Origin of the sequence: Methanofollis sp. W23, from assembly GCF_017875325.1 — an archaeon.
GTDB lineage: Archaea > Halobacteriota > Methanomicrobia > Methanomicrobiales > Methanofollaceae > Methanofollis.
In genome coordinates this window covers 2,577,830-2,598,804 of sequence record NZ_JAGGMN010000001.1, presented here as the reverse complement: position 1 = coordinate 2,598,804, position 20,975 = coordinate 2,577,830, and the positions used below count along the sequence as shown (strand labels likewise).

17 protein-coding genes are annotated in these 20,975 nt (G+C 59.7%); 16 read left to right on the top strand and 1 reads right to left on the bottom strand.

Annotation, left to right across the window (positions count from 1 at the left end; genetic code table 11):
- The first annotated feature begins 4 nt into the window (after window positions 1-4).
- The 15 genes from J2129_RS11275 (at window position 5) to J2129_RS11205 (ending at window position 18,126) form a co-directional block, all read left to right on the top strand.
- Window positions 5-211, top strand: a complete 207-nt coding sequence (locus J2129_RS11275; RefSeq protein WP_209630956.1) for a helix-turn-helix transcriptional regulator — start codon at window positions 5-7, stop codon at window positions 209-211.
- A gap of 239 nt (window positions 212-450) precedes the next feature.
- Entirely contained in the window at window positions 451-1,809 is a 1,359-nt protein-coding gene (locus J2129_RS11270) for a TrpB-like pyridoxal phosphate-dependent enzyme (protein WP_209630955.1), read from the top strand.
- A gap of 942 nt (window positions 1,810-2,751) precedes the next feature.
- A complete protein-coding gene (locus J2129_RS11265) occupies window positions 2,752-3,006 on the top strand; it encodes a DUF2769 domain-containing protein (protein WP_245320756.1) in 255 nt (84 codons plus the stop codon).
- A 16-nt stretch (window positions 3,007-3,022) separates the two neighbouring features.
- A complete protein-coding gene (locus J2129_RS11260) occupies window positions 3,023-4,507 on the top strand; it encodes a glutamate synthase-related protein (RefSeq protein ID WP_209630954.1) in 1,485 nt (494 codons plus the stop codon).
- A 324-nt stretch (window positions 4,508-4,831) separates the two neighbouring features.
- The gene (locus J2129_RS11255; protein ID WP_209630953.1) at window positions 4,832-5,923 is read left to right on the top strand and encodes an ATP-NAD kinase family protein; all 1,092 of its coding nucleotides are present in this window, start codon (window positions 4,832-4,834) and stop codon (window positions 5,921-5,923) included.
- A gap of 214 nt (window positions 5,924-6,137) precedes the next feature.
- Window positions 6,138-6,944: an ATP-binding cassette domain-containing protein gene (locus tag J2129_RS11250; RefSeq protein ID WP_209630952.1), complete on the top strand. Its 807-nt coding sequence runs from the start codon at window positions 6,138-6,140 to the stop codon at window positions 6,942-6,944.
- Window positions 6,941-7,648 (top strand): GTP-binding protein, encoded by a 708-nt coding sequence (locus J2129_RS11245; RefSeq protein ID WP_209630951.1) that lies wholly within the window; start codon window positions 6,941-6,943, stop codon window positions 7,646-7,648. Before J2129_RS11250 ends, J2129_RS11245 begins: the two co-directional genes overlap by 4 nt.
- Complete coding sequence (locus tag J2129_RS11240) at window positions 7,649-8,260, top strand: (Fe-S)-binding protein (RefSeq protein WP_209630950.1); 612 nt, start codon at window positions 7,649-7,651, stop codon at window positions 8,258-8,260.
- Window positions 8,257-9,480: a methanogenesis marker 16 metalloprotein gene (locus J2129_RS11235; RefSeq protein ID WP_209630949.1), complete on the top strand. Its 1,224-nt coding sequence runs from the start codon at window positions 8,257-8,259 to the stop codon at window positions 9,478-9,480. Before J2129_RS11240 ends, J2129_RS11235 begins: the two co-directional genes overlap by 4 nt.
- Window positions 9,481-9,497: 17 nt before the next feature.
- Entirely contained in the window at window positions 9,498-10,769 is a 1,272-nt protein-coding gene (locus J2129_RS11230; protein ID WP_209630948.1) for a cysteate synthase, read from the top strand.
- Entirely contained in the window at window positions 10,762-11,883 is a 1,122-nt protein-coding gene (comE, locus tag J2129_RS11225; protein ID WP_209630947.1) for a sulfopyruvate decarboxylase subunit beta, read from the top strand. The genes J2129_RS11230 and comE overlap by 8 nt, the downstream gene beginning before the upstream one ends.
- Window positions 11,884-12,404: 521 nt before the next feature.
- A complete protein-coding gene (locus tag J2129_RS11220) occupies window positions 12,405-13,712 on the top strand; it encodes a glycosyltransferase family 4 protein (RefSeq protein WP_209630946.1) in 1,308 nt (435 codons plus the stop codon).
- A 13-nt stretch (window positions 13,713-13,725) separates the two neighbouring features.
- Window positions 13,726-14,841, top strand: coding sequence for a glycosyltransferase family 4 protein (locus tag J2129_RS11215; protein WP_209630945.1), 1,116 nt, complete (start codon window positions 13,726-13,728; stop codon window positions 14,839-14,841).
- Entirely contained in the window at window positions 14,838-15,941 is a 1,104-nt protein-coding gene (locus J2129_RS11210; RefSeq protein ID WP_209630944.1) for a glycosyltransferase family 4 protein, read from the top strand. Before J2129_RS11215 ends, J2129_RS11210 begins: the two co-directional genes overlap by 4 nt.
- On the top strand, window positions 15,928-18,126 hold the full coding sequence (locus J2129_RS11205; protein ID WP_209630943.1) for a DUF2206 domain-containing protein: 2,199 nt from the start codon (window positions 15,928-15,930) through the stop codon (window positions 18,124-18,126). Before J2129_RS11210 ends, J2129_RS11205 begins: the two co-directional genes overlap by 14 nt.
- Here the strand turns inward: J2129_RS11205 and J2129_RS11200 are convergent.
- Window positions 18,119-18,736: a serine O-acetyltransferase gene (locus J2129_RS11200; RefSeq protein WP_209630942.1), complete on the bottom strand. Its 618-nt coding sequence runs from the start codon at window positions 18,734-18,736 to the stop codon at window positions 18,119-18,121. The two genes, J2129_RS11205 and J2129_RS11200, sit on opposite strands and share 8 nt — an antisense overlap.
- 88 nt (window positions 18,737-18,824) lie before the next feature.
- On the opposite strand from J2129_RS11200, the gene J2129_RS11195 reads away from it, so the two are divergent.
- Window positions 18,825-20,483 (top strand): right-handed parallel beta-helix repeat-containing protein, encoded by a 1,659-nt coding sequence (locus J2129_RS11195; RefSeq protein WP_209630941.1) that lies wholly within the window; start codon window positions 18,825-18,827, stop codon window positions 20,481-20,483.
- Window positions 20,484-20,975 lie beyond the last annotated feature (492 nt).

Here is a 20,975-nt window from a genome sequence, read left to right as displayed (position 1 = left end):
TCAGATGCAGACACGGATGCGTGAATACCGGGCCCGCCTCGGACTCACCCAGGAAGAACTGGCCACACGAGTTGGGGTCAGACGGGAGACGATCGTCTTCCTGGAGAAGGGGAAGTACAACCCTTCTCTCCGCCTTGCCTGGCGGGTCTCCCGTGAACTGGGGGCGCCGATCGAAGAGATCTTCATCTTCGGGGAAGAGGATCTCGGGTGAGGTTCTGCGGCGCAAAAAGGTGATCCGGTCAAGAGGCCAGACAAAAGTCAGAGAAAAAACAGGGGCAGGAGAAGAAACTCCTCTCTTGAATATCTCATTTCCTCACCTATCAATCAGGTCGAGGGACTCTATTCATTTTTTTACGATCTCTCAGAGGCTGAAATCGCCAGAAGCTGAGATCATCAGAATGCCGAGAAAAGTACGATAATGTATATTTATGATCATCACACAGTTGTGGTATGCGCACCAAGATCCTCCTGGATGAGGACGCGATGCCGAAGGCCTGGTACAACATCCAGGCCGACCTGCCGACGCCGCTTGCCCCGCCTCTCCACCCCAGCACAGGAAACCCGGTAAAACCCGACGACCTTGCAGCCATCTTCCCCCGCGAATTGATCAGGCAGGAGATGGCAACCACGCGTTCGGTCCCCATTCCCGACGAGGTCCAGGAGATCCTGAAACTCTGGAGGCCGAGTCCCCTGTACAGGGCGCGGCGCCTCGAGGAGCACCTCAAGACCCCGGCAAAGATCTACTACAAGTGGGAGGGGGTCAGCCCGCCTGGTTCGCACAAGCCAAACACTGCAGTGCCGCAGGCCTATTACAACATGAAGGAGGGGATCGAGCGGCTCGCCACCGAGACCGGGGCAGGGCAGTGGGGGTCTTCCCTCGCCTTTGCGACCGCCCTCTTCGGGATGGAGTGCACGGTCTACATGGTGAGGTCGTCCTATGCCCAGAAGCCGTACAGGAAGAGCATGATGCAGGTCTATGGAGCCGAATGCATCCCGTCACCGAGCGAGATGACCGCCGCGGGCAAGAAGGTGCTCGCCGATCATCCTGACACGCCGGGGAGCCTGGGAATCGCGATCTCGGAGGCGGTGGAGGATGCCGTGAACCATGCCGACACCAACTATGCCCTCGGCTCGGTCCTGAACCATGTCTGCCTCCACCAGACAATCATCGGGCTCGAGGCGCGGGAGCAACTCGCGCGTGAAGACGCCTATCCAGACATGGTCATCGGGTGCGTCGGCGGCGGGTCGAACTTCGCCGGACTCGCCTTCCCGTTCGCCGGGGAAAAACTCCGCGGCACCCATCCTGAGACCGAGGTCGTCGGGGTCGAACCGGCGGCCTGCCCGACCCTCACGAAAGGACTCTATGCCTATGACTACGGCGACATCGCAGGGCTCACCCCGCTCCTCAAGATGTTCACCCTTGGCCACGACTTTGTGCCGCCGGCGATCCATGCGGGCGGGCTGCGCTACCACGGGGTCTCACCCCTCGTTGCCCATCTTGCCGACGCCGGGACGATGCGGGCCGAATCATATCACCAGAACGAGGTCTTCGAGGCGGCCCTCACCTTCGCACGGACTGAAGGAGTCATCGTCGCCCCTGAAGCGGCCCATGCAGTGAAGGCGGCGATCGAAGCCGCCCTGGCCTGCCGGAAGACCGGGGAGGAGAAGGTGATCCTCTTCAACAATTCTGGCCACGGCAATTTCGACTTTGCAAGTTATGACACCTATCTCGCGGGCGGCCTCCCTGACTACGACTACCCGGCCGAGTTGATCAGGGAGTCGCTGGCGCACCTGCCAGAGGTGGGGTGATCCCCGGCCAGATCCTTTTTTCGCACGGACCATTGAGCCAATCTTCTGGATCATTATCATCAAGGTCATCCCAAAACTCTCTGACCTTTCCCTACGCTCCTGCCAGGGGTGGAGTCCCCAGGCGCGAGACGGCGACACATGTCTCGCGACGCGCATATCCATACACTCTCTGAAGTCTGAACATTCCCTCAAACCGGAGTTCCTTTCCAGGAATTTTGAATGCATATCTTCTGCTGGGGGGCTCGCCGCCCCCCGGTCCTCCGCCACACGATTGGGAGAATGAAGGTAACCTTGAAGCAGACGGCATGCACTCGATCCAGAATAGATGACCCTTGCCAGATCTATCCTTCAGCGATTCCCCTCCAATCGCCATCCGCCAGGGGTCAGGGAGGCGGCACGCCGCCCAGCGGAGAAGAGACTGAAGAATTTCTGGAAGAATACATTTCAGTTCGAGGAGATGTTGCCCCAAGAGAGTTTTGGGATATGCTCATAGTAAATCCTCACAGTGACCCTCTCTGGCGGGAGAGTGTGCCGACCTCAACCATCGGGTCTTCACCACCATCTCGCACCTGGAGGCTTTTACCCCCTGGAATCTCCCACGAGGAGGAGAAGGGGACGGTGAAGTGAGCATGGTCTTCACCGGTTTTCCTGTCTTGAAAAGAGGGAGAACGCACGTGACGAGAAATGTTCACCCCACATGCGCGAGATGTGCGTTCGCTTCATGAGCAGTTCTCCAGAGCCAGAAGATCGAAGAATTCAAGCGGCCAGAGATCTGGAGAGACTTCAATCCAGAGGATCTCTCCAGGACCGTCTACCCCTCCATCCGTCCTCATCCTCCCCAGACCCCTGCCTATCACGACACCGAAAGCCCATCAAGACGGCACTCCAGAGCATCACAACATTATTATAAGCCCGGGCGTATGGCAGAGTTGGGGGACGTGGATGAAACCTATCATGACGACCGAGATGGAAGAGAAGAAGCAGATGGTCCTCTCGCTCTGCACCTGCACCGAGTGCCCAAGTTTTGAGGACTGCGGCGAAGAGGGGGGCTACTGCTTCCCGTCGATCGGAATGAGTGCGTGCATTACGGCGGAAAAGGGATGTATCTGCGGCGGGTGCCCAGTTTACGAGAAGATGGGACTCGAACATATCTACTACTGTTCCCGCGGTTCGGAGAAGGATCAGGCCGGGAAGTAAGGATGGGGGGACTGGCATGGCGAGGTACCGCTGTGATGTCTGCCAGGTCTTTGAGTATGACCCCGCACATGGTGACCAGGCCACCGGGGTCACTCCAGGCACCGAACCTCCGGAGTTTCCCGAGGACTGGCAGTGTCCGATATGCCGCTCAGACCGTTCCCACCTGCACATCGTCGAGGTGGAACCGAAGAAGACGGTGGAGCAGACAGTCGTCTGCCCGGTCTGCGGCGCCACCCACGCCATCACGGTCTCTCATTACGGCCTCGGGTATGCTGAGGGCTATCTTGGGGAGTGGCGGCGGGAGGCCGACCTTCTCGAAGTGCACATGGCCGAGATCCACCAGATCGCCGCCACCGGCGCGTCGGTCGTCGAACCGATGCGCACCCAGCGTCCGGTCCTCTCGTGGGACGAGATCCTTATTCTCGGGGCACAGCTGGCACGCCTCCCTCTTAACCACGACGAACCGGTGGACACCAGGACGGTCATCGGCCCCCGCGCCGACCATCCACTTGTCATCGAGACGCCTATCTATGTCACCCACATGTCATTCGGGGCGCTCTCGCGCGAGATCAAACTCGCCCTCGCACGGGGGAGCGCCGCGGTGGGGACGGCGATGTGCTCGGGAGAGGGAGGGATGCTTGAAGAAGTGCGGGACGCCTCGTACCGCTACATCCTCGAGTACGTCCCGAACCACTACACCACCACCCCTGAAGACCTCAGGATGGTGGACGCCGTCGAGATAAAGATCGGGCAGTCCGCCAAACCAGGGATGGGCGGCCACCTGCCTGCAGAGAAGGTGACGCCCGAGATCGCGGCGGTACGGGGATTCCCGCCAGGGCGCGAGATCACGAGCCCCGCAAGGTTCGAGGAGATCAGGGACGCTGAAACCCTCAGGGAAACGATAGAACATCTACGTGACGCCACCGACGGCCGTCCGGTCGGGGTGAAACTTGCCGCGGGCCGCATCGAGGACGACCTGGCGGTGGTCCTCCCTGCAGGCGCCGACTTTGTCACTGTCGACGGGCGCCCAGGGGCGACTGCGGCCGCCCCCCGCGTCGTGAAGGACGCCACCTCGGTCCCGACGCCCTTCGCCCTCCACCGGGTCAGGGCCTTCCTCGACCGACATGGCGCCGATGACATCTCCCTGGTGGCCACCGGGGGCCTGCGCATCTCCGCGGACTTCGCCAGGGCCCTGGCCATGGGGGCCGACGCCGTCGCGATCGGCACCGCCGCCCTGATGGCCTGCGCCTGCCAGCAGTACCGCCTCTGTTCCACCGGCACCTGCCCGGTCGGGGTGACCACCCAGGACCCGGCATTGAGGAGGCGGTTGCGGGTGGATATCTCGGCCAGGATGCTGGAAAACTATCTCACCGTCTCGACCGAAGAGCTCAGGACCTTCGCACGCCTCACCGGTCACGATGATGTCCACGCCCTCTCTGTCGACGATCTCTGCACGACAAATACAGAGATCTCGGATCACACCGGGATCAGGCATGTGTAGGAAGGAGAAATGTGTACAATGGAGAGGCCAGGGACAGCACCTCCCTCTTCATGATCATTTTTTGCGCCTTCCCGGCCCCATCGTGACCTGGAGGCTCCGGGGACAGCGCCCCCGGCGTGATCGGGTGGGAAAGCGATTGAGTCACCCTTGCACCAAGAAGAAGTGAGGGGTTCTACAGGGCCACCATTTCGGTTCATTTCTCACACCCTGGAAGACCTCGCCATGACCTTCCCTCTCTGACCCCTTTCCTGACAGGCATGCGTGACTCCCTCTCCTTCTATGACACATCTTTTTTTCTTCATGACGGCATACCCTGCCTCATCCATGACGATAATCGGCCTGGTCATCAACCCGGTCGCCGGCCTCGGCGGCACGGTCGGATTGAAGGGGACCGACGGGAGAGCCGCCGAGGCAAGACGGCGCGGGGCGGTGCCGAAGGCAGAGGGACGTGCCGTCGAGGCCCTCCGTACGCTCAAGAACCTCCCCCTCCTGATCCTCACCTCTGCCGGACCGATGGGGGCCGACGCCCTGGAAGCCGCGGGCGTCAGGGACTACAGGATCGTCCATGTCCCCAAAGGCCCTGAGACGACGGCCGACGACACTCGCACCGCGGTCAGGGCCTGTATCGCCGCCGGGGCCGACCTCGTCCTCTTCTGCGGCGGCGACGGCACGGCGCGGGACGTCGTCGCGGCCGCGGGAGAGATCCCTGTCCTCGGCATCCCTGCAGGCGTGAAGATGTACTCTGGGGTCTTTGCAGTCCGCCCGGCCATGGTGGGCGAGGTCCTTGGCGGCGACTATGCCCTCCGCGAGGCCGAGGTGATGGACATCGATGAGGAAGCATATCGGCGGGGGGAGTTGCGGGCCCGCCTTTATGCGACGGTGCGAGTGCCCTTCCTTCCTGGCCGCGTGCAGTCTGGGAAAGAAGCCTCGTTCAGGGACGAGGCGGCGGCCCTCGCCGGCATCGCCAGGTTCATGGCCGACCTGATCAGGGCGGGCGGGTGCGTGGTCCTCGGCGCCGGGAGCACCACCGCCGCGATCGCACGGGAGGCCGGGATCACGGCGACCCTCCTCGGGGTGGATATCATCGTGGACAGAAAACTCGTCGTCGCCGATGCCGACGAGGCGGCGCTCCTCGCACATCTCGAATGGGCGAAAAGATCCTGGATCATCATCAGCCCGATCGGAGCGCAGGGCGCGGTCCTCGGCCGGGGCACCGGGCCGATCACCCCTGCGGTGCTGAGAGCCGTGGGGCCCGACCACCTCATCGTCGTCGCCACCCCCGGCAAACTCGCCGCCACCCCCACGCTCTTCATGGACACCGGAGACCCGGCCCTCGACGCCGCTTTCGGGGAGAGGGTCCGGGTCATCTGCGGTTACCACCTCGCGCAGGTGGTCCCGCTGGTCAGGCCTGAGTGACCACAGAGGGACCGCACCCTTTTCTTCCTTTCAGGACACCTGTCCACAGTCAGAACCTCTCCTCCCCAATCAGCCAGAGCAGGGACAGGTCACCCCACATATTGGGACATATTATCAGCATTTTAGGGAAAACTATGCCAACATAATTCCTCTTTGTCCATAAAAGCGAGACGAAAAGATATACTTATCACATCCATAAGATAACCGCCCCTCCATGGACCACCAGGCCACCGAGATCACCCTCCTCCCTGGAAGCGACAAGAACGGCGAGACCGAACACTTCGATCAGATCGTGATCAGGCCAGGCGAGACCCTTGCCATCGTCGGCCCGACAGGCTCTGGGAAGAGCGCCCTGATCAACGACATCGAAGTCTTTGCCCAGAAGGACACCGTCACCGGACGGACCGTGCTGGTCAATGGCCGGGCGCCGCCCGAGGAATATGTCCGTGACCCTGCAAAAAAACCGGTCGCCCTCATCACCCAGAACACCAAGTGTCTCGCCGACCTCCAGGTGCAGGAATTTCTTGAGATGCATCTCAGGTCACGAAAGATCGAGGAGGAAGGAGTCGTCGAGGAGACGATCGCCCTTGCAAACGAGTTCACCGGCGAGAAGATCACGCCCGGCGCCAGGATGACCTCGCTCTCAGGGGGACAGACGCGTTCCCTGATGGTCGCCGACGCGATCCTCATCAGCAACACTCCTGTGATCATCCTCGACGAGGTCGAGAATGCCGGGATCTTCAAGGACCGGGTGATCGAGGTTCTGAGAACCTACCAGAAGGCCGTGGTCTTCGTCACCCACGACCCGCTCGTCGCCCTCCTCTGCGACCGGAGGGTCGTGATGCGGAACGGCACGGTCGTCAGGGTCATCGAAGCGACAGGTGTCGAGCTCGAGGCCCTCGAACAGGTCAGGGCAGTCGACGGATTCCTCTGCATGCTCAGGGAAGAGATCAGGGCAGGAAAGATCATCACCGGCGACCTGCACCACCTCTCGCCCCCTGGAGAGGTGAACGCGGCGTGAGACTCCTGGTCGTTGCTGGGCCCCCGTCTGCAGGGAAGACCGCGGTCGTGAAGCAGGTGATCAGGCATCTCGGCGGCGAGATGCAGCCCGCCTACCTGAAGATCGACGTGGTCAGGGCCTTTGAAGACGAGGAGATCGCGCGGGAGTTCGGCATCCCCACAAAAAAAGTATATTCTGGCGACCTCTGCCCAGACCATGCCGGGATCATGATCATGCGGGAAGCGATGGAATGGGCAGGGAGGGAGGGGGCCGACCTCCTCATCGTGGAGAGTGCCGGGCTCTGTCTCAGATGCTCGCCGTACGTCACCCAGTCCCTCGGGATCGTCGTCCTCAGCGCGATCTCAGGCACCCATGCCCCGCTCAAGATGGGGCCCATGATCGCCCTCGCCGACATGGCGGTCGTCACCAGGACAGACCTCGTCTCCCAGGCCGAAAAAGAGGTCTTCCGCGAGCGGATCAGGGAGGTGGCCCCAGAGATCGAGATCGTCGAGACGAACGCCGTGCAGGGGACCGGGTTGCGCTACCTGTTCAGGCGGGTCGCGGGGACCCCTGCGATCGGAGACCCGGACAGGGTCGTGCTCCGCGGCGTCCCGCCGCTTGGGGTCTGCACCGTCTGTGTCGGGAAAAAGGAGATCGGGTGGCAGCACCACTTTGGCGTGGTGAGGAGACTCGAAGGGACCGACCTCTTCTTCAGGGGGGAGTAGATGGACTGGACACCACCTGGCAAGAACTGCGGGCTCTGCGGGGCGCGGACCTGTGAGGTGTTCATGGAGATGGTCGCCGCGGGGGAACGCTCTCTCGCCGACTGCCCCTTTTCCGAGGCCGGGTCCTGCATCTCCGTCCATGACGCCGTCTATACCGGGCGAGACATCCTCGGCAATGCCTACGACTTTGTCATCGATCCCCTGCCAGGCGAGCCCACGGTCAGGAAGATCGTCCTTCCCTTCAGGCCCGACCTGGTGGAGCGGCGGGGGATCGCGGAGGGCGAGATCGTCGTCGGCCGACCGATGGGGGCCGGGTGCCCGGTCCAGCACGTGATCAGGGTGATCGAGGCCGATCCCATCACCGGGGTGATCACCGGGCATGTCGTCGGTCCCGCCTTCTCCAGGGACAGGGAGTACCACGACGTCAGGGCCTACCATATGCTCGGCTTCGAGGGGCTTGCCACCCATATCTCCTCGCCGCCGGTCTTCGGGAAACGCCAGCGTTTTCTCCCCGGGTTCTGCATGATGGCCCTCGCCCATACCGGACTGGTCAATATGATCGTGGAACGATCTGAAGGAGTGCACGTGCGAGTGGAGGACGTCATCATATGAAGACGATTGCAGAGATCAGGGAGCGGATCAGAGGGGGGACCGCCGTCGTCCTGACGGCGCCTGAGTTCAAGAGGCGGGTCAGGGACGGGGATCATCCGGCGCCCGAGGAGGTGGACGTAGTCACCTGCGGGACCTGCGGGGTGATGTCAGGGACCGCCGCCCTCCTCTCGGTCCAGGCCGCCCCGCCCGGCACTTTTGGTCGGGCCGAGGCGGCGCGGCTCAACGGTGTCCCTGCCTATCCAGGCCCATGCCCGAACGAACGTCTCGGTCTCGTCGATATGATCGTCTATGGCACGGCCCATGTCGGGACACGTTACGGCGGCGGCCACCTCTTCGCCGACCTTGCGGCCGGGAAAGAGGTTCACCTGGAGGTCGAAGCGGGGGGCCGAACCTATGAGGCCGACTTCACCCTCGACGACTGCGATACCGCCCGCCTCTTCACCACCAGGAGCGCCTTCAGGAACTACACCGCCTTCGTGAACCGCGCGGTCGGGGCAGAGAAGACGATCTTCTCGGTGACCGGGCTGAAAGGGCCCTGTGCCGAGGCTTCGATCAGTGGGTGCGGCGAGATCAGTCCGCTGGAAAACGATCCCGATCTCAGGGTGTTCGGGCCGGGAGCGCGGGTGCTGGTGAACGGCGCACCCGGCATGGTGATGGGCGAGGGGACGAGGAGCACTCCGGAGAAACCGAACCTCTCGGTCTTTGCCGGGATGAAAGGGATGGACCCCTGCACCTGCGGCGGGTTTGTCACGGCGGCAGGCCCTGAGTGCATCACCAGCATCGCCGCCCCGATCCCGGTCCTGGACCAGGCTTCCATCGACGCCCTCTCAGTCCTGGACGAGGAGGTCGTCCTGCCGGTCGCCGACATCACTGACCGCCGGCCCTTTGCGAGGGCCACCTACGCAGAGGTCTGGCAGGGGACCGACCACGAGGTGACCTATCGCCCCGCGGCCTGCCTCTCCTGTGAGCCCTGCACGGCGGCCGGGATCTGCCCGACCGGCGCCTTCATGACCGGCAAGGGGATCGACCCATGCCTCTGCGCCTCGTGCGGGGCCTGTGCCATGGCGTGCACAGGCAGGGCGGTGCATGCCGACCTCGGCGCCATCCATCCTGACGGCATGACTGTCCCGATCACGATGCGGCAGTCTGACAGGAAGAAGGCTGAAGAACTCTGCGTACGTCTCAAAGACGCCCTCCTCGAAGGGTCGTTTGAATTATAATCGGAGGTGAAAAGAAGATGCGACACTATGAACTCGTCTGCCCTGGATGCGGCACAATCCATGAGGACCACTACACACTTTCGTGTCCGCAGGGGTGCGACGCACTGATCAGGACCAGATATCAGAGTAAAATGTTGAAACTCAGGGAGGAGCCCGGGATATTCCGTTTTGCTGAATGGCTCCCTGTCGAAGGGGCCCTAAAGAGCCCCGCCGGGCCGGTGACCTACCAGAGCGAGGGCCTGGCCCGCGACCTCGGGCTGAAAAATCTGTACATCGGTTTCAATGGCTACTGGCCCGAGCGGGACGCCCAGATCCATACCTGCTCGTTCAAAGAACTGGAAGCCCTGCCCACCATGGTCAGGGTCAGGGAGACCGGAGAAGGCACGCTGGTCGTGGCCTCGGCCGGGAACACCGGCCGGGCTTTCTGCCAGACCGCGGCCACGACCGGAGAGCAGGTCGTGGTGGTGGTGCCAGGGAAGGCCGCGGACCGCCTCTGGACGACCGTCGAGACCGACCAGGCCTGTATAGTCCTGGTGGACGGCGACTACTCAGACACCATCGCCGTCGCCGACGCCCTCTGCACCCATCCCTCTCTCCTCCCTGAGGGCGGGGCCAAAAATGTCGCACGACGTGACGGGATGGGCACGGTGATGCTCGACGCCGCGGTCACCATCGGCCGCCTCCCTGACCGCTACTTCCAGGCGGTCGGGAGCGGGACCGGCGGGATCGCCGCATGGGAAGCGGCGATGCGACTGGTCGGGGACGGACGGTTCGGCTCAGCCCTCCCACGTCTCCACCTTGTCCAGAACCTCCCCTTTGTCCCGATGGTCAGGGCATGGGAGGCCGGGCGGCGGGAGATCGTGCCCGCGACCGACATGCCTGACGCCCGCACTGCCGTCGCCGCGGTCTACGCCGACGTGCTCACCAACCGCAAACCCCCCTATGGGACCAGAGGCGGGGTCTTCGACGCCCTCACCGCCACGAAGGGGACGATGCACGCGGTCACCAACCCTGCCGCGGAGGCGGCGGCACGCTGGTGCGAGGAGGCCGAAGGGATCGACCTCGACCCGGCGGCCGCGGTCGCCCTCGCCGCCCTGGCCGACGCCGTCGAGACCGGGACCGTCGGCCCCGACGAGACGGTCCTCCTCAACCTCACCGGCGGGGGGTATCGGCGGGTCGCCGAAGAGCACGAGCACTACCCGATCGCACCGGCCTTCGAGGTTGCGGCCGACGTCGAGACCGCCTCTCTGACCAGGGACGTCCTCTCATGGGTGAGAGACCATGCATGAAGATCTCGTCTGCGAAATTCTCGAGAAGGCCGGGGTCGACCTCACCCTCACCCTCCCCTGCGACCGTGCCGGCGACCTCTGTTTTCTCCTGCCCGATAGGATCAGGACCGTCGGCCTCACCCGCGAGGAGGACGGTGTCGGGATCGCCGCCGGGGCGGTGATGGCCGGGCTGCACCCGGTGGTGGTCATCCAGAGTTCCGGCCTCGGGAATATGCTCAACGCGATCATGTCACTCTCCGTCACCTTCAGCCTCCCCCTCCCTGTGCTCGCGAGCTGGCGCGGAGTCTACGAGGAACGGATCCCGGCCCAGATCCCGTTCAACAGCCAGCTCCCTGGCGTGCTCGACGCCCTCGGGATCACCTCCACCATCATCGCCGAGCCCTCAGACCTTCCGCAGATCGGCGAGGTGGTCAAGGACGCCTACACCCACTCACGCCCCCATGTCGCCCTCATCTCGCCGAAGGTCTGGGAAGGCGAGGCATGCCCTGCGGTCTCCCGCACCGTCCCGACACGCGCACGGCACTCGGCACTCACCTATGAGAGGGAGATCAGGGAACCGACGATGGCACGGTATGACGCCATCAGGGCCCTTGCCCCCCACTTTGGGGACGCCGCCGTCGTCGCAAACATCGGGGTCCCGAGCAAGGAACTGTATGCGGTCATGGACCGGCCCCTCACCTTCTACATGCTCGGCTCGTACACCCAGGCGACGCCTATCGGCCTCGGCATCGCCCTCGGGACCGACCGGCGGGTGGTCATCCTCGATGGCGACGGCAGTCTCCTGGGCTCGTCGGTCCTCTCTGTGGCGGCCGCCGCCGCCCCTGAAAATCTCACGGTGATCGGTCTGGACAACGGGGCCTTCGGGTCCACCGGCAACCAGCCCACCTATGCAGCCGCGAACCTCGACCTCGAACTCCTCGCCCGTGCGACCGGGTTTCGCAGGACCTGGAAGATCCAGCGCCCTGAAGAGTGCGGGGGAGTGATGGCCGCGTCGGCCGGTGGGGGCCCAAACTTCATCCATGTGGTGCTCAGGCCAGGGAACGCGCCGGTCAAAAACATCCCCATGACGCCTCAGGAGATCAGGGCCAGGTTTGTCGCCGCCCTCAAGGGCTGATGAAGATCCCTTCAGGGATCTTATCTCCCCTCTTTAGGTCATGGGATGCATGCAGGACGAGACAAAGGGGGGACAGGGCCTGGATCGAACTTGACATCCAATAATCTGCACGCCTGAGGGTATCACCCTGGAAAATCCCGCACGCTTTTGATAGGATCTCTCTGATCAATGTGTATTCCCCATCAGTCACGCCGGGGGCGCTGCCCTCAGAAGTCCTGGGGTAGAGAGTGGGCCCGGACGGCCGAGATATCGGTCCTGAAAAGTAATGATGCCCCCCTCCCCCTCCCTTCTTCCAGATGATGGTCCTGATCAAGACATGTCTGAAACACGCAGAGAGAGTGTTTCAGGTAGCAATGGTTCCCCGGGACATGAACAGATAGTTTCCCTGGACACCATCTCCAGCCCCTTCCCCCGGCCATTTCAAATAATGTACAGGCAGTTCTCGACAATATGTGAGTATAATCGATATTGGGACAGAGATCTCGGAATATAGAGAGGAATGTTTATATAAAATATCCCCCATGAAGCACCAGTACCACTCACAGGAGAGTGGCTTCGCACAGGGGGGGAAGGCAATTCAGGGGCCAATATCAGGAGATCCAGCACCGCAAGGTATCATCAAAAAAGATCATATTGTCATCTTTACCGCCGGGTTCCCCCCCAGGATCGGGGGACTCGAAAAGATCATCTATGAACTCTCCCAGAACCTTGTCAGGGCCGGGTATCAGGTGGACGTGGTCACCTGCAACACCGACCACGCACCCCTGACCGAAGAATACGGCGAGGTACACGTCCTGCGGTTCCCCTCCCTCAACCTCCTTGGAGCACGATACCCGGTACCTCTACTCTCTCCCGCCGCCCTCCGCCTCTTCATCAGGGTTCTCAAAGGGAACTACCAGGCAGTCTGCACCAATACCCGTTTCTTCTCGATCACCCTGCTTGGGTGGTGTGTGGCAATGATCAAAGATATCCCGCTCGTCCACCTTGAACACGGGTCGTCCCACGTCTACCTGGAAGGGCGAGTGGCCTCGACACTCGCCGAGGCCTATGATCACACCGTCGGCACGCTGATTGTCAAAGACGCCGCCGCCACCTTTGGGGTCTCAGCCGCCGCGGTTGCATTCCTCGACCACCTCGGAGCAGAAAACCCGCGAGTGCTTCACAACGGCATTGATCTCACGCCATTCAGGGCTGCACGCACCAGAGACAACGGCAACGGCACCCACTCCCCAGCTGACATCACCTTCATCGGACGATTGGTCTATGGGAAAGGCGTCCAGGACCTGCTTGCAGTCTATCCCTCACTCCCTGAGGGGGCGAACCTGACGATCGTGGGCGACGGCCCGTACAGATACGACCTTGAGGAGATGGCGGCCGGGATGAAAGGCGTCTCGTTCCTCGGGACCATCTCCCATGATGAGATCCCCAAGGTCCTTACCTCGACCACAATTTTTGTCAACCCCTCGTACTCCGAGGGCCTGCCCACCTCGGTGATCGAGGCGTGCGCAGCAGGGTGCGCCGTGGTGGCAACCGATGTGGGCGGGACACGCGAGATCATCACCGACGGGAAGAACGGATTTCTTGTCTGTCCCAGGGACAGGGAGACACTTGCACAACGGATCACCTTTCTCATCGAACACCCCGAGGTCGCCAGAAAAATCGGGGCTTCGGCACAACAATCGGTGACCGAACGTTTTTCCTGGGATGTCATCAGGGAGCAGTGGTCGCATGAGATCGAGACCATGGTCAGGCCAGCCCTGAAGACAGAGACGCATGCCCAGGAGGGTATCACCCCCCCTGGCACTCATTCCCCAAAAAAAGGCGGTTAAATGGAGGGAGATCATGAATGTGCTGATCTGCAGTTTTGAGTATTATCCGTACGGGACAGGGATCGCCAATGTCACCTATAATGTGGTGAAAAAATTGGAAGAACAGGGGGTCACATGCACCGTGGCCACCCCGACCGGGCCCGACATCAGACTGGGGAACCGCGCACTCATCATGCGGTCGGGGATCGTCGGGATCTCCCATTACTGGCATACTGTTGCGAGACACCTCAAGGAGGATGATTTTGATGCCGTATGGATGCACCAACCCTTGTTCCCCGGCAAGGTGCCGTTCAAGCAAGGGGTGGCAACCCTGCACTCCACCTCATATGGGGAATATACCCACTGGCCGCCCGGCACCGCCCGGCATGTCAAGGCCTACAAGAGATTCTCCTCCAGATGCGAACGCCGGTGTCTCCAATCTTTCCCTGAAAATGCCATCTTCACCGGGGTGAGCCGTGGCGTCTGTGAAGAGATCGTGGGAATGGGGGTCGATGCACACCACGTGAGATATATCCCGAACGGTGTCGACACAGAACGTTTTTCTCCGTCAACAGATCCAGGAGACCTCAGGGAACAGTTCGATATCCCTGACGACCGAACAGTCGTCCTCTCGGTCGGACGGTTCATCCCGCAGAAGAACCCATTCGGCATGATCGATCTCTTCTCAGCACTTGAACATCTGCGTGACGACCTCACGCTCGTCGCAGTAGGGTATGGGGCGCTCCTTGAGGAGACCAGGGCATATGCCGCAGAAAAAGGGGTGAAAAATGCGATATTTACAGGAAAAATACGGTGGGAAGATATGCCTCATCTTTATGCCAGCGCAGACCTCTATATGATGACCTCGCGGTATGAAGGACAACCGCTTACCCTTCTTGAGGCCCTTTCTTCAGGTCTGCCCTGCATCGTCTCAGACATTCCCACCCTTCGCCTGGTAAAAGAGGCAGACGCCGGGCTGGTCATCGATCCCACCCACCCCGCGGCCGCCGCCCGTTCGGTAGCCACCTATCTCGAGAACGGCATCTCGGCCCACGCCGCAAATGCACGCCGTTACGCTCTTGAAAATCTCAAGTGGTCAGGGATCGCAGACCATTACCTCGCGACCTTCAAAGAGGTGGCCCGCTCGTGAAGGTGTTGATGGTCACCGACAATGTCGCAGGGGGGATCGTCCACTATGTCTCCCAGCTTACAAACGCCCTAGCCGAAGAGGACGAGACCGTGCTCTTCGCCCCCATCGGGATAGAAAAGCAGCACTTCTCGCCAAAGGTGAGGGTGGAAGAACTGCCGGTCGGGAATACGCTCAGGAATTTTATTATAAACACCGCCCTGTTCCCGAGGGCGGCCCGATTTCTTGCGGCGGTCCGCAGGGAAAAACCCGAAGTGATCCATTTCCAGCTCACCCCGCCATGGTTCCTGCTCTTTTTCCCGTTCCTGCGGCAGTATCCAATGGTGACCACCATCCATGATGTCAGGCCTCACGCCGGGAGCAGGGCGTTCGACCAGGTTCTCAGCAACGACGCCTATCTCGCCCACTCTGACGCTGTCATCGTTCACGGGCGGTGGGCAAAAGAGGTGCTCGGTGCAGGCGAGAAGTGCCATGTGATCCCGCACGGCGACTATGCCTTCTTCGGGGACTATAAGGACCACCCCTCCCCTGCCGAAGAAGAAAAGGGAACAATTCTTTTTTTCGGGAGACTCGAGGAGTACAAAGGGCTTTCCTATCTTCTTGACGCGATGCCCGGCGTTGCAGAACGCGTCCCCGGCGCCAGACTCATCATCGCCGGGAACGGCGACTTCTCACCCTACCAGGACGCCGTCGACCCGGCCTGGTGCGAGGTGCACAACCGGTATATCATGGACGACGAAGTCGCAGGCCTCTTCAGGCGGGCGTCGGTGGTGGCTCTTCCGTACATCGAGGGCACCCAGACCGGGATCGTCCCGATCGCCTATGCCCTCAAGAAACCGGTGGTCGTGACCGCGGTCGGGAGCATTCCCGAGGTCGTGGAGGAGGGGAAGACCGGACACATCGTACGACCCAGGGACGCGGGCGCACTCGAAGAGGCATTGATAGACCTTCTCACCGATCCCAGGAGGTGCACGGAGATGGGGGAGGCCGGGTACCAGAAGATGCGGACTGAACTCTCATGGGAGATCGTTGCCGAACGGACACGTGCGGTATACCGCGAGATCAGAAAGGAGAGAGAGAGAGAGAGAGATGTCGGGCCTTGAACTCCGCCGCTGGTCATGGCAGCGTTTTGTCATCATCTCGCTTTCCCTCCTCTCTGTCTTCTGGGGATCGCTCTTCCTTGAAGGAATAGGGGCAGGCATCCCTCTTCTTAGGCAAATTAGCGGATTTATACTCCTTACTTTTGTCCCAGGGCTCTGCCTTCTCCGGGTCATGGGGATCAGACGACCCATTGGCGTAAGAACCCTGGTCTATACCGTCGGGATCAGCCTGATATTCTGGATGGTCCTCGGATTTCTCATCAATATGGTCCTCCCCGCCTTTGGGATCATGAGTCCGCTTGCTGGGCCTTTTCTTCTCCTCTGGACAAGCACAGCCCTGGTCGTCCTCCTGATCATGGCGGCCGTCACCGACCGCCGTGCAGGTGTGGTGCATGTACCAGGGAGGGCTCTCCCGCCCGGCAAATCCCTCCTCTTCTTCACCCTTCTCCCCCTGCTCACCGGACTGGGTGTCTATGCAAAGGAGATCTGGGGGACAAATCTCGTGTTAATAGGGGTCGTCCTCGTGATCGCCTGTATCCCGATCGTGATCGGAGCGTGGAGAGATGCACCCAGGGAGATCTATGGGCTTGCCATCTTCTCCATCGCCCTCTCCCTCCTCCTCCACACCGCCCTGATCTCAGGACATATCTGGGGGTGGGACATCAATGAAGAACTCTATTTCGGGACACTTGCCGCCCAGCACGGGCTCTGGGACCATACCCTGTACTCAAATGTCAATGCCATGCTCTCGATCGTGATGCTCATCCCTCTCTATTCAGGAGTCTGTGCGATCACGCCGGTCTGGGTACTCAAACTGATCTATCCATTTTTCTTCTCACTCGTCCCCCTTGGACTCTATGCAGCCTACCGGCAGCAGACGTCACCACTCACCGCCTTTTTCGGGGCGTTCTTCTTTGTCTCGTTCTATGTCTTTTTCATCGAGATGGTCCAGCTTGCACGCCAACAGATCGCGGAACTCTTTCTCGTTCTCATCATACTCGTCTTCCTGGACCATGCACTCGACCGCCCGCACCGTGCATTCCTAATGGGGCTCTTCGCCTTTGGCCTGGTGACCTCACACTATGGACTTACGTACCTCTTTCTCCTCACTCTCATCCCTTCGGTCATCCTCCTCCTCATCGCAGAACGCGACGCCGTCGGCAGGACGGTGAAGGGGATCCTGGGATGGTGGACGCATTTCTCCCCGGTCCTGACCGGTAAGGGAGTGCGGGTAATCAGTATCTCTTTTGTCATGCTCTTCTGTGCATTTATTCTCAGTTGGTATTTTTTCACCAGCGAAGCCGCCGCACTCAGGGCCGCTGCAGAAATCGGGGAGAATGTATTGAGCAGTCTTCAAGAAGAACTGTTCACGACAGACACCTCACAGGGATTGCATATCATCCTCTCCCCCACACAGACCCCACTCCATGAACTCTACAAGATCCTCCAGCTCATCTCGCAGGGCCTGATCGTCCTTGGACTGCTCTCAATACCGGTCTTCGCCCTCTTGAAGTCCAGGTTCTCAAAAGATTATTATGCCCTCTCCATCATGTTCCTCGGGCTCTGTATAGCCGGGATTGCACTTCCATACTTCTCAAGCGCCCTGAACACCTCGCGGCTCTACCAGATCTCGCTTATTTTCATCTCACCTTTCTTTGTATTTGGCGCCATGGTGGTCGTCGGCTTCATCACAAGACTGTTCCGAAAAGATTGGAACGGAGCCGCCATCACCTGGGGACGCACCCTTATAGCACTCTTTCTTGCAGTTTTTTTCCTTTTCAACACCGGTTTCATCTTTGAAATTGCAAATGACGGGCCAACATCCCCTTCACTCTCCGAACTCAAAGAATACCCCATTTTTTCAGAACCTGAGGTCGTGGGTGCATCCTGGCTTGTCGCCGCGACCGATGACCAGGCACGCAAAGACCGCTACCTGTATGGGGACGACATCTCCTGGTTGGTGGTCAGAGGGTTTGCGGCGATGAACTCCTGGATGATCTCTGCCGAAGGAACGCACGCGCCAGAGGATTCATACCTCTTTTTTGGAGATCAAAATCTCAGAGATCGATCTGTCACCGCGACCACCTCACTGAAGGCGGTCAGGATGCCGGTCCATCTCCCCCTGGACCAGATCATTCTCGGGAGAGGGAAGATCTACGACGCAGGCACCGCTACGGCGTTCAGATAATTTCTCTCTGATAGGCACGTTCGAGGAGTTCATGATAGGGGGTCTCCACCCTGTTGACGACCTCTGCAGGCACCCCGACTGCAACCGCCCAGGCAGGGATATCTCTGACCACCACAGCATTCGCCCCGATCATGGCATTTGCTCCGATGGTGACCGGTCCGAGAACCTTCGCACCTGCCCCGAGGAGGACATTGTCCTCGACCACCGGTTCAGTCTGCCCCTCTATCTCCTTGCCCGGCGAAGCCCCGACGGTGACGCCCTGGTTTATGGTGACATTTGAACCAAGGACGGCCCCGGCGCCGATGACGATGCATTGGGGATGCGGCATAAAAAGACCAGGACCAATCCTGGCACGGGGGTGGATCTCGATACTGTTTGACAACACATCGATAATGCCGATCACCCCGCCGAGAAAACGGATATTCTTTTTTTCTGCATGATTTCTGAGACGGTAATAGAAGATTGCCCTGAATCCCCTGGAAAAGACAAGGTGAATGATGGCCCCCCTGATGATGGCGGTCTTTCCTTCAGTGGTGATGTCCCTGCCATGATAGGAATAATACCTATTCAGGTCAGCGAGTATGACCGTCGAGAGCCCTTTCGAGGACATCGTATGCCCTTATCCACATCTGTCACCATAAATATCTTCTCCCACAGGGGAGAGAGGATTTATATTCTCCCCCATCCATCCAGGGGGCATGGGCCGGCAAAGCACGCCCTGGTTCTTTGTTGTGCTGATGCTCCCGATCCTCTCTGGAGCTCCAGTATCTGCAGGTGTTATCACCATTGCCGCCGGGGGATCCTCAGAGGTACGAGGAGTCGATATTGTCTGCGACGGAGTCTCAGATCAGGTCGAGATCCATGCCGCGTTGGAAATGGCCGGAGACGGCGGGAAAGTTCTCCTCAGGCCTGGAACCTACTATTGCGACGACTCGGTCACGCTCAAGGATGGCCGGCATCTTGAGGGGACCGGTGAGGAACAGACAACCCTGACATTTGCAGACGGGTGGATCGGGGCGGTGGCAAATGATCACACCTCCCTCTCCGACCTGACGATCACCGGGCATGGTGCGGTCTGGGTCCAGGGGAGTCATGTCCTGGTCCAGCGGGTGACCGTCACCGGCGCCCCCCAGATGAATGGAGGCTACACGGTCTGGGCAGAAGGGCAGGTCATCGAGGACGTGGTCTTTGAGGACTGCACTGCCGTCGACCTGACCTGGACAGGGTTCAATGTGGATGGGAGAGGGGATCCGATTCTGGTACGGGATCTGCGGTACGAGCGCTGCCAGGCGATCAGGTGCGGCGCGGACGACAATTCACATCCATGGTCCGCGGGGTTCATCCTTGCAGAACACAATGACCTCGAAGATGTGGTGGTCAGGGATTGCCATGCTGAAGACAACTGGGAATCAGGGTTTCATATCGAGGCCGCGATCTCGGTACGCAATGTACTGATCGAGAACTGCACGGCGGTAAAGAACGGCATCAGAAAAAGTCAACTTTTTCCAGAATCAAATTCACCTGAGACGAAAGGCCTCACCTTCGGTGCCGGGTTTACCGGGATCGAAGCATCCACCTTGAAGGACTGTACTGCCCAGGAAAATTATCGTGGTTTTTTCCTCTGGTCAACAGACGGAGCATATCTTGAAGACTGCTCTGCAGTACGATCATTCGCGGACGACTATTCCATCGTTCATCACAGTGGTTACACCGCAGGCAACTCGTTTATAGATTGTATAAGCACTGAGGCAGGACGACACGCCCTCTCAATCCGGAATGCGGCAAACCTCAAATTTGAGAACTTCACGGTATGTTCCCCTGTTGGAGACGGGCACTCATGCATCCAGATCGGCGGATATGAGCCTTCTCTTGACTATGATTACCCGTGCGAGTCATCTTCCTTCGATATGAATATCATCGGAGGGAGCTCCCCAAATATCGTCTATGTGTACCTCGGGCGTGACCTCACCCTCTCCGGGGGGATCGAAACCTCGGGGTCATGCCCCATCCTGATCGCCAGTGACGGGCAGCGAGCGGTCGGGGGAAAGACGACACAGGGGGTGACCATCGAGGGGATGCGGATCGTGATGGAGGGGCCGGGAGCAGCGGTCCGCATCAGCGAGACACTCCCTGATGCGGGTAGCGTGAGTGTGCGAGATACCATGATATTTGGAAATTCAGTTTCCCCAGGAATAAGAAACGATGCCCTGGGGACCGTTATGGTATCGAATTTCTCTATCAAAGACCATATCGAGAGAGATGGAGATGAAACCCGTCCTGGGATAGCGATTGTCGGCCCAATGATTGATGTTATTCGAGAAATCTTTTCACGGATTTCCCCTATTTTTAATACATAAAATAAAGAATATTGTGTGTTTTATCTGTCTTTTCTCCATCCTGGACGACAGTATCCCAAAGAGATCAGATCCAGAACCTCGTATCTATCATAATTCCATACATTTTGATTATGCATCTCCATGAATATTCCATTTTTTTCCGAAGATTATATCTACTTGCGCTCCGGGATGATCCGAGCGCCCATGCCCACATCTGTCAAAATAGACGTTATTTTGCATATATTCAAATCGTTTTATTGCTGATGTCGCGTTGCATAAGATCCCGATCATTAGATGGTCATTCCAACAACAAATTCCAGATCCATACCCAATATCCTGCCTGAAACCGCCCCCACACCAGATGAGAATTCAACGATAGCCAGACCATGATTTTGTGAAAATTATTTTGCATTTCCTTCGTTTGACACCAAATTCCGAAAATATTTTTGGAGATTGAATAATCCCCTATCACAATGTTTAAAAGTACAATGTGTGAAAAGTGATCTAGACGGG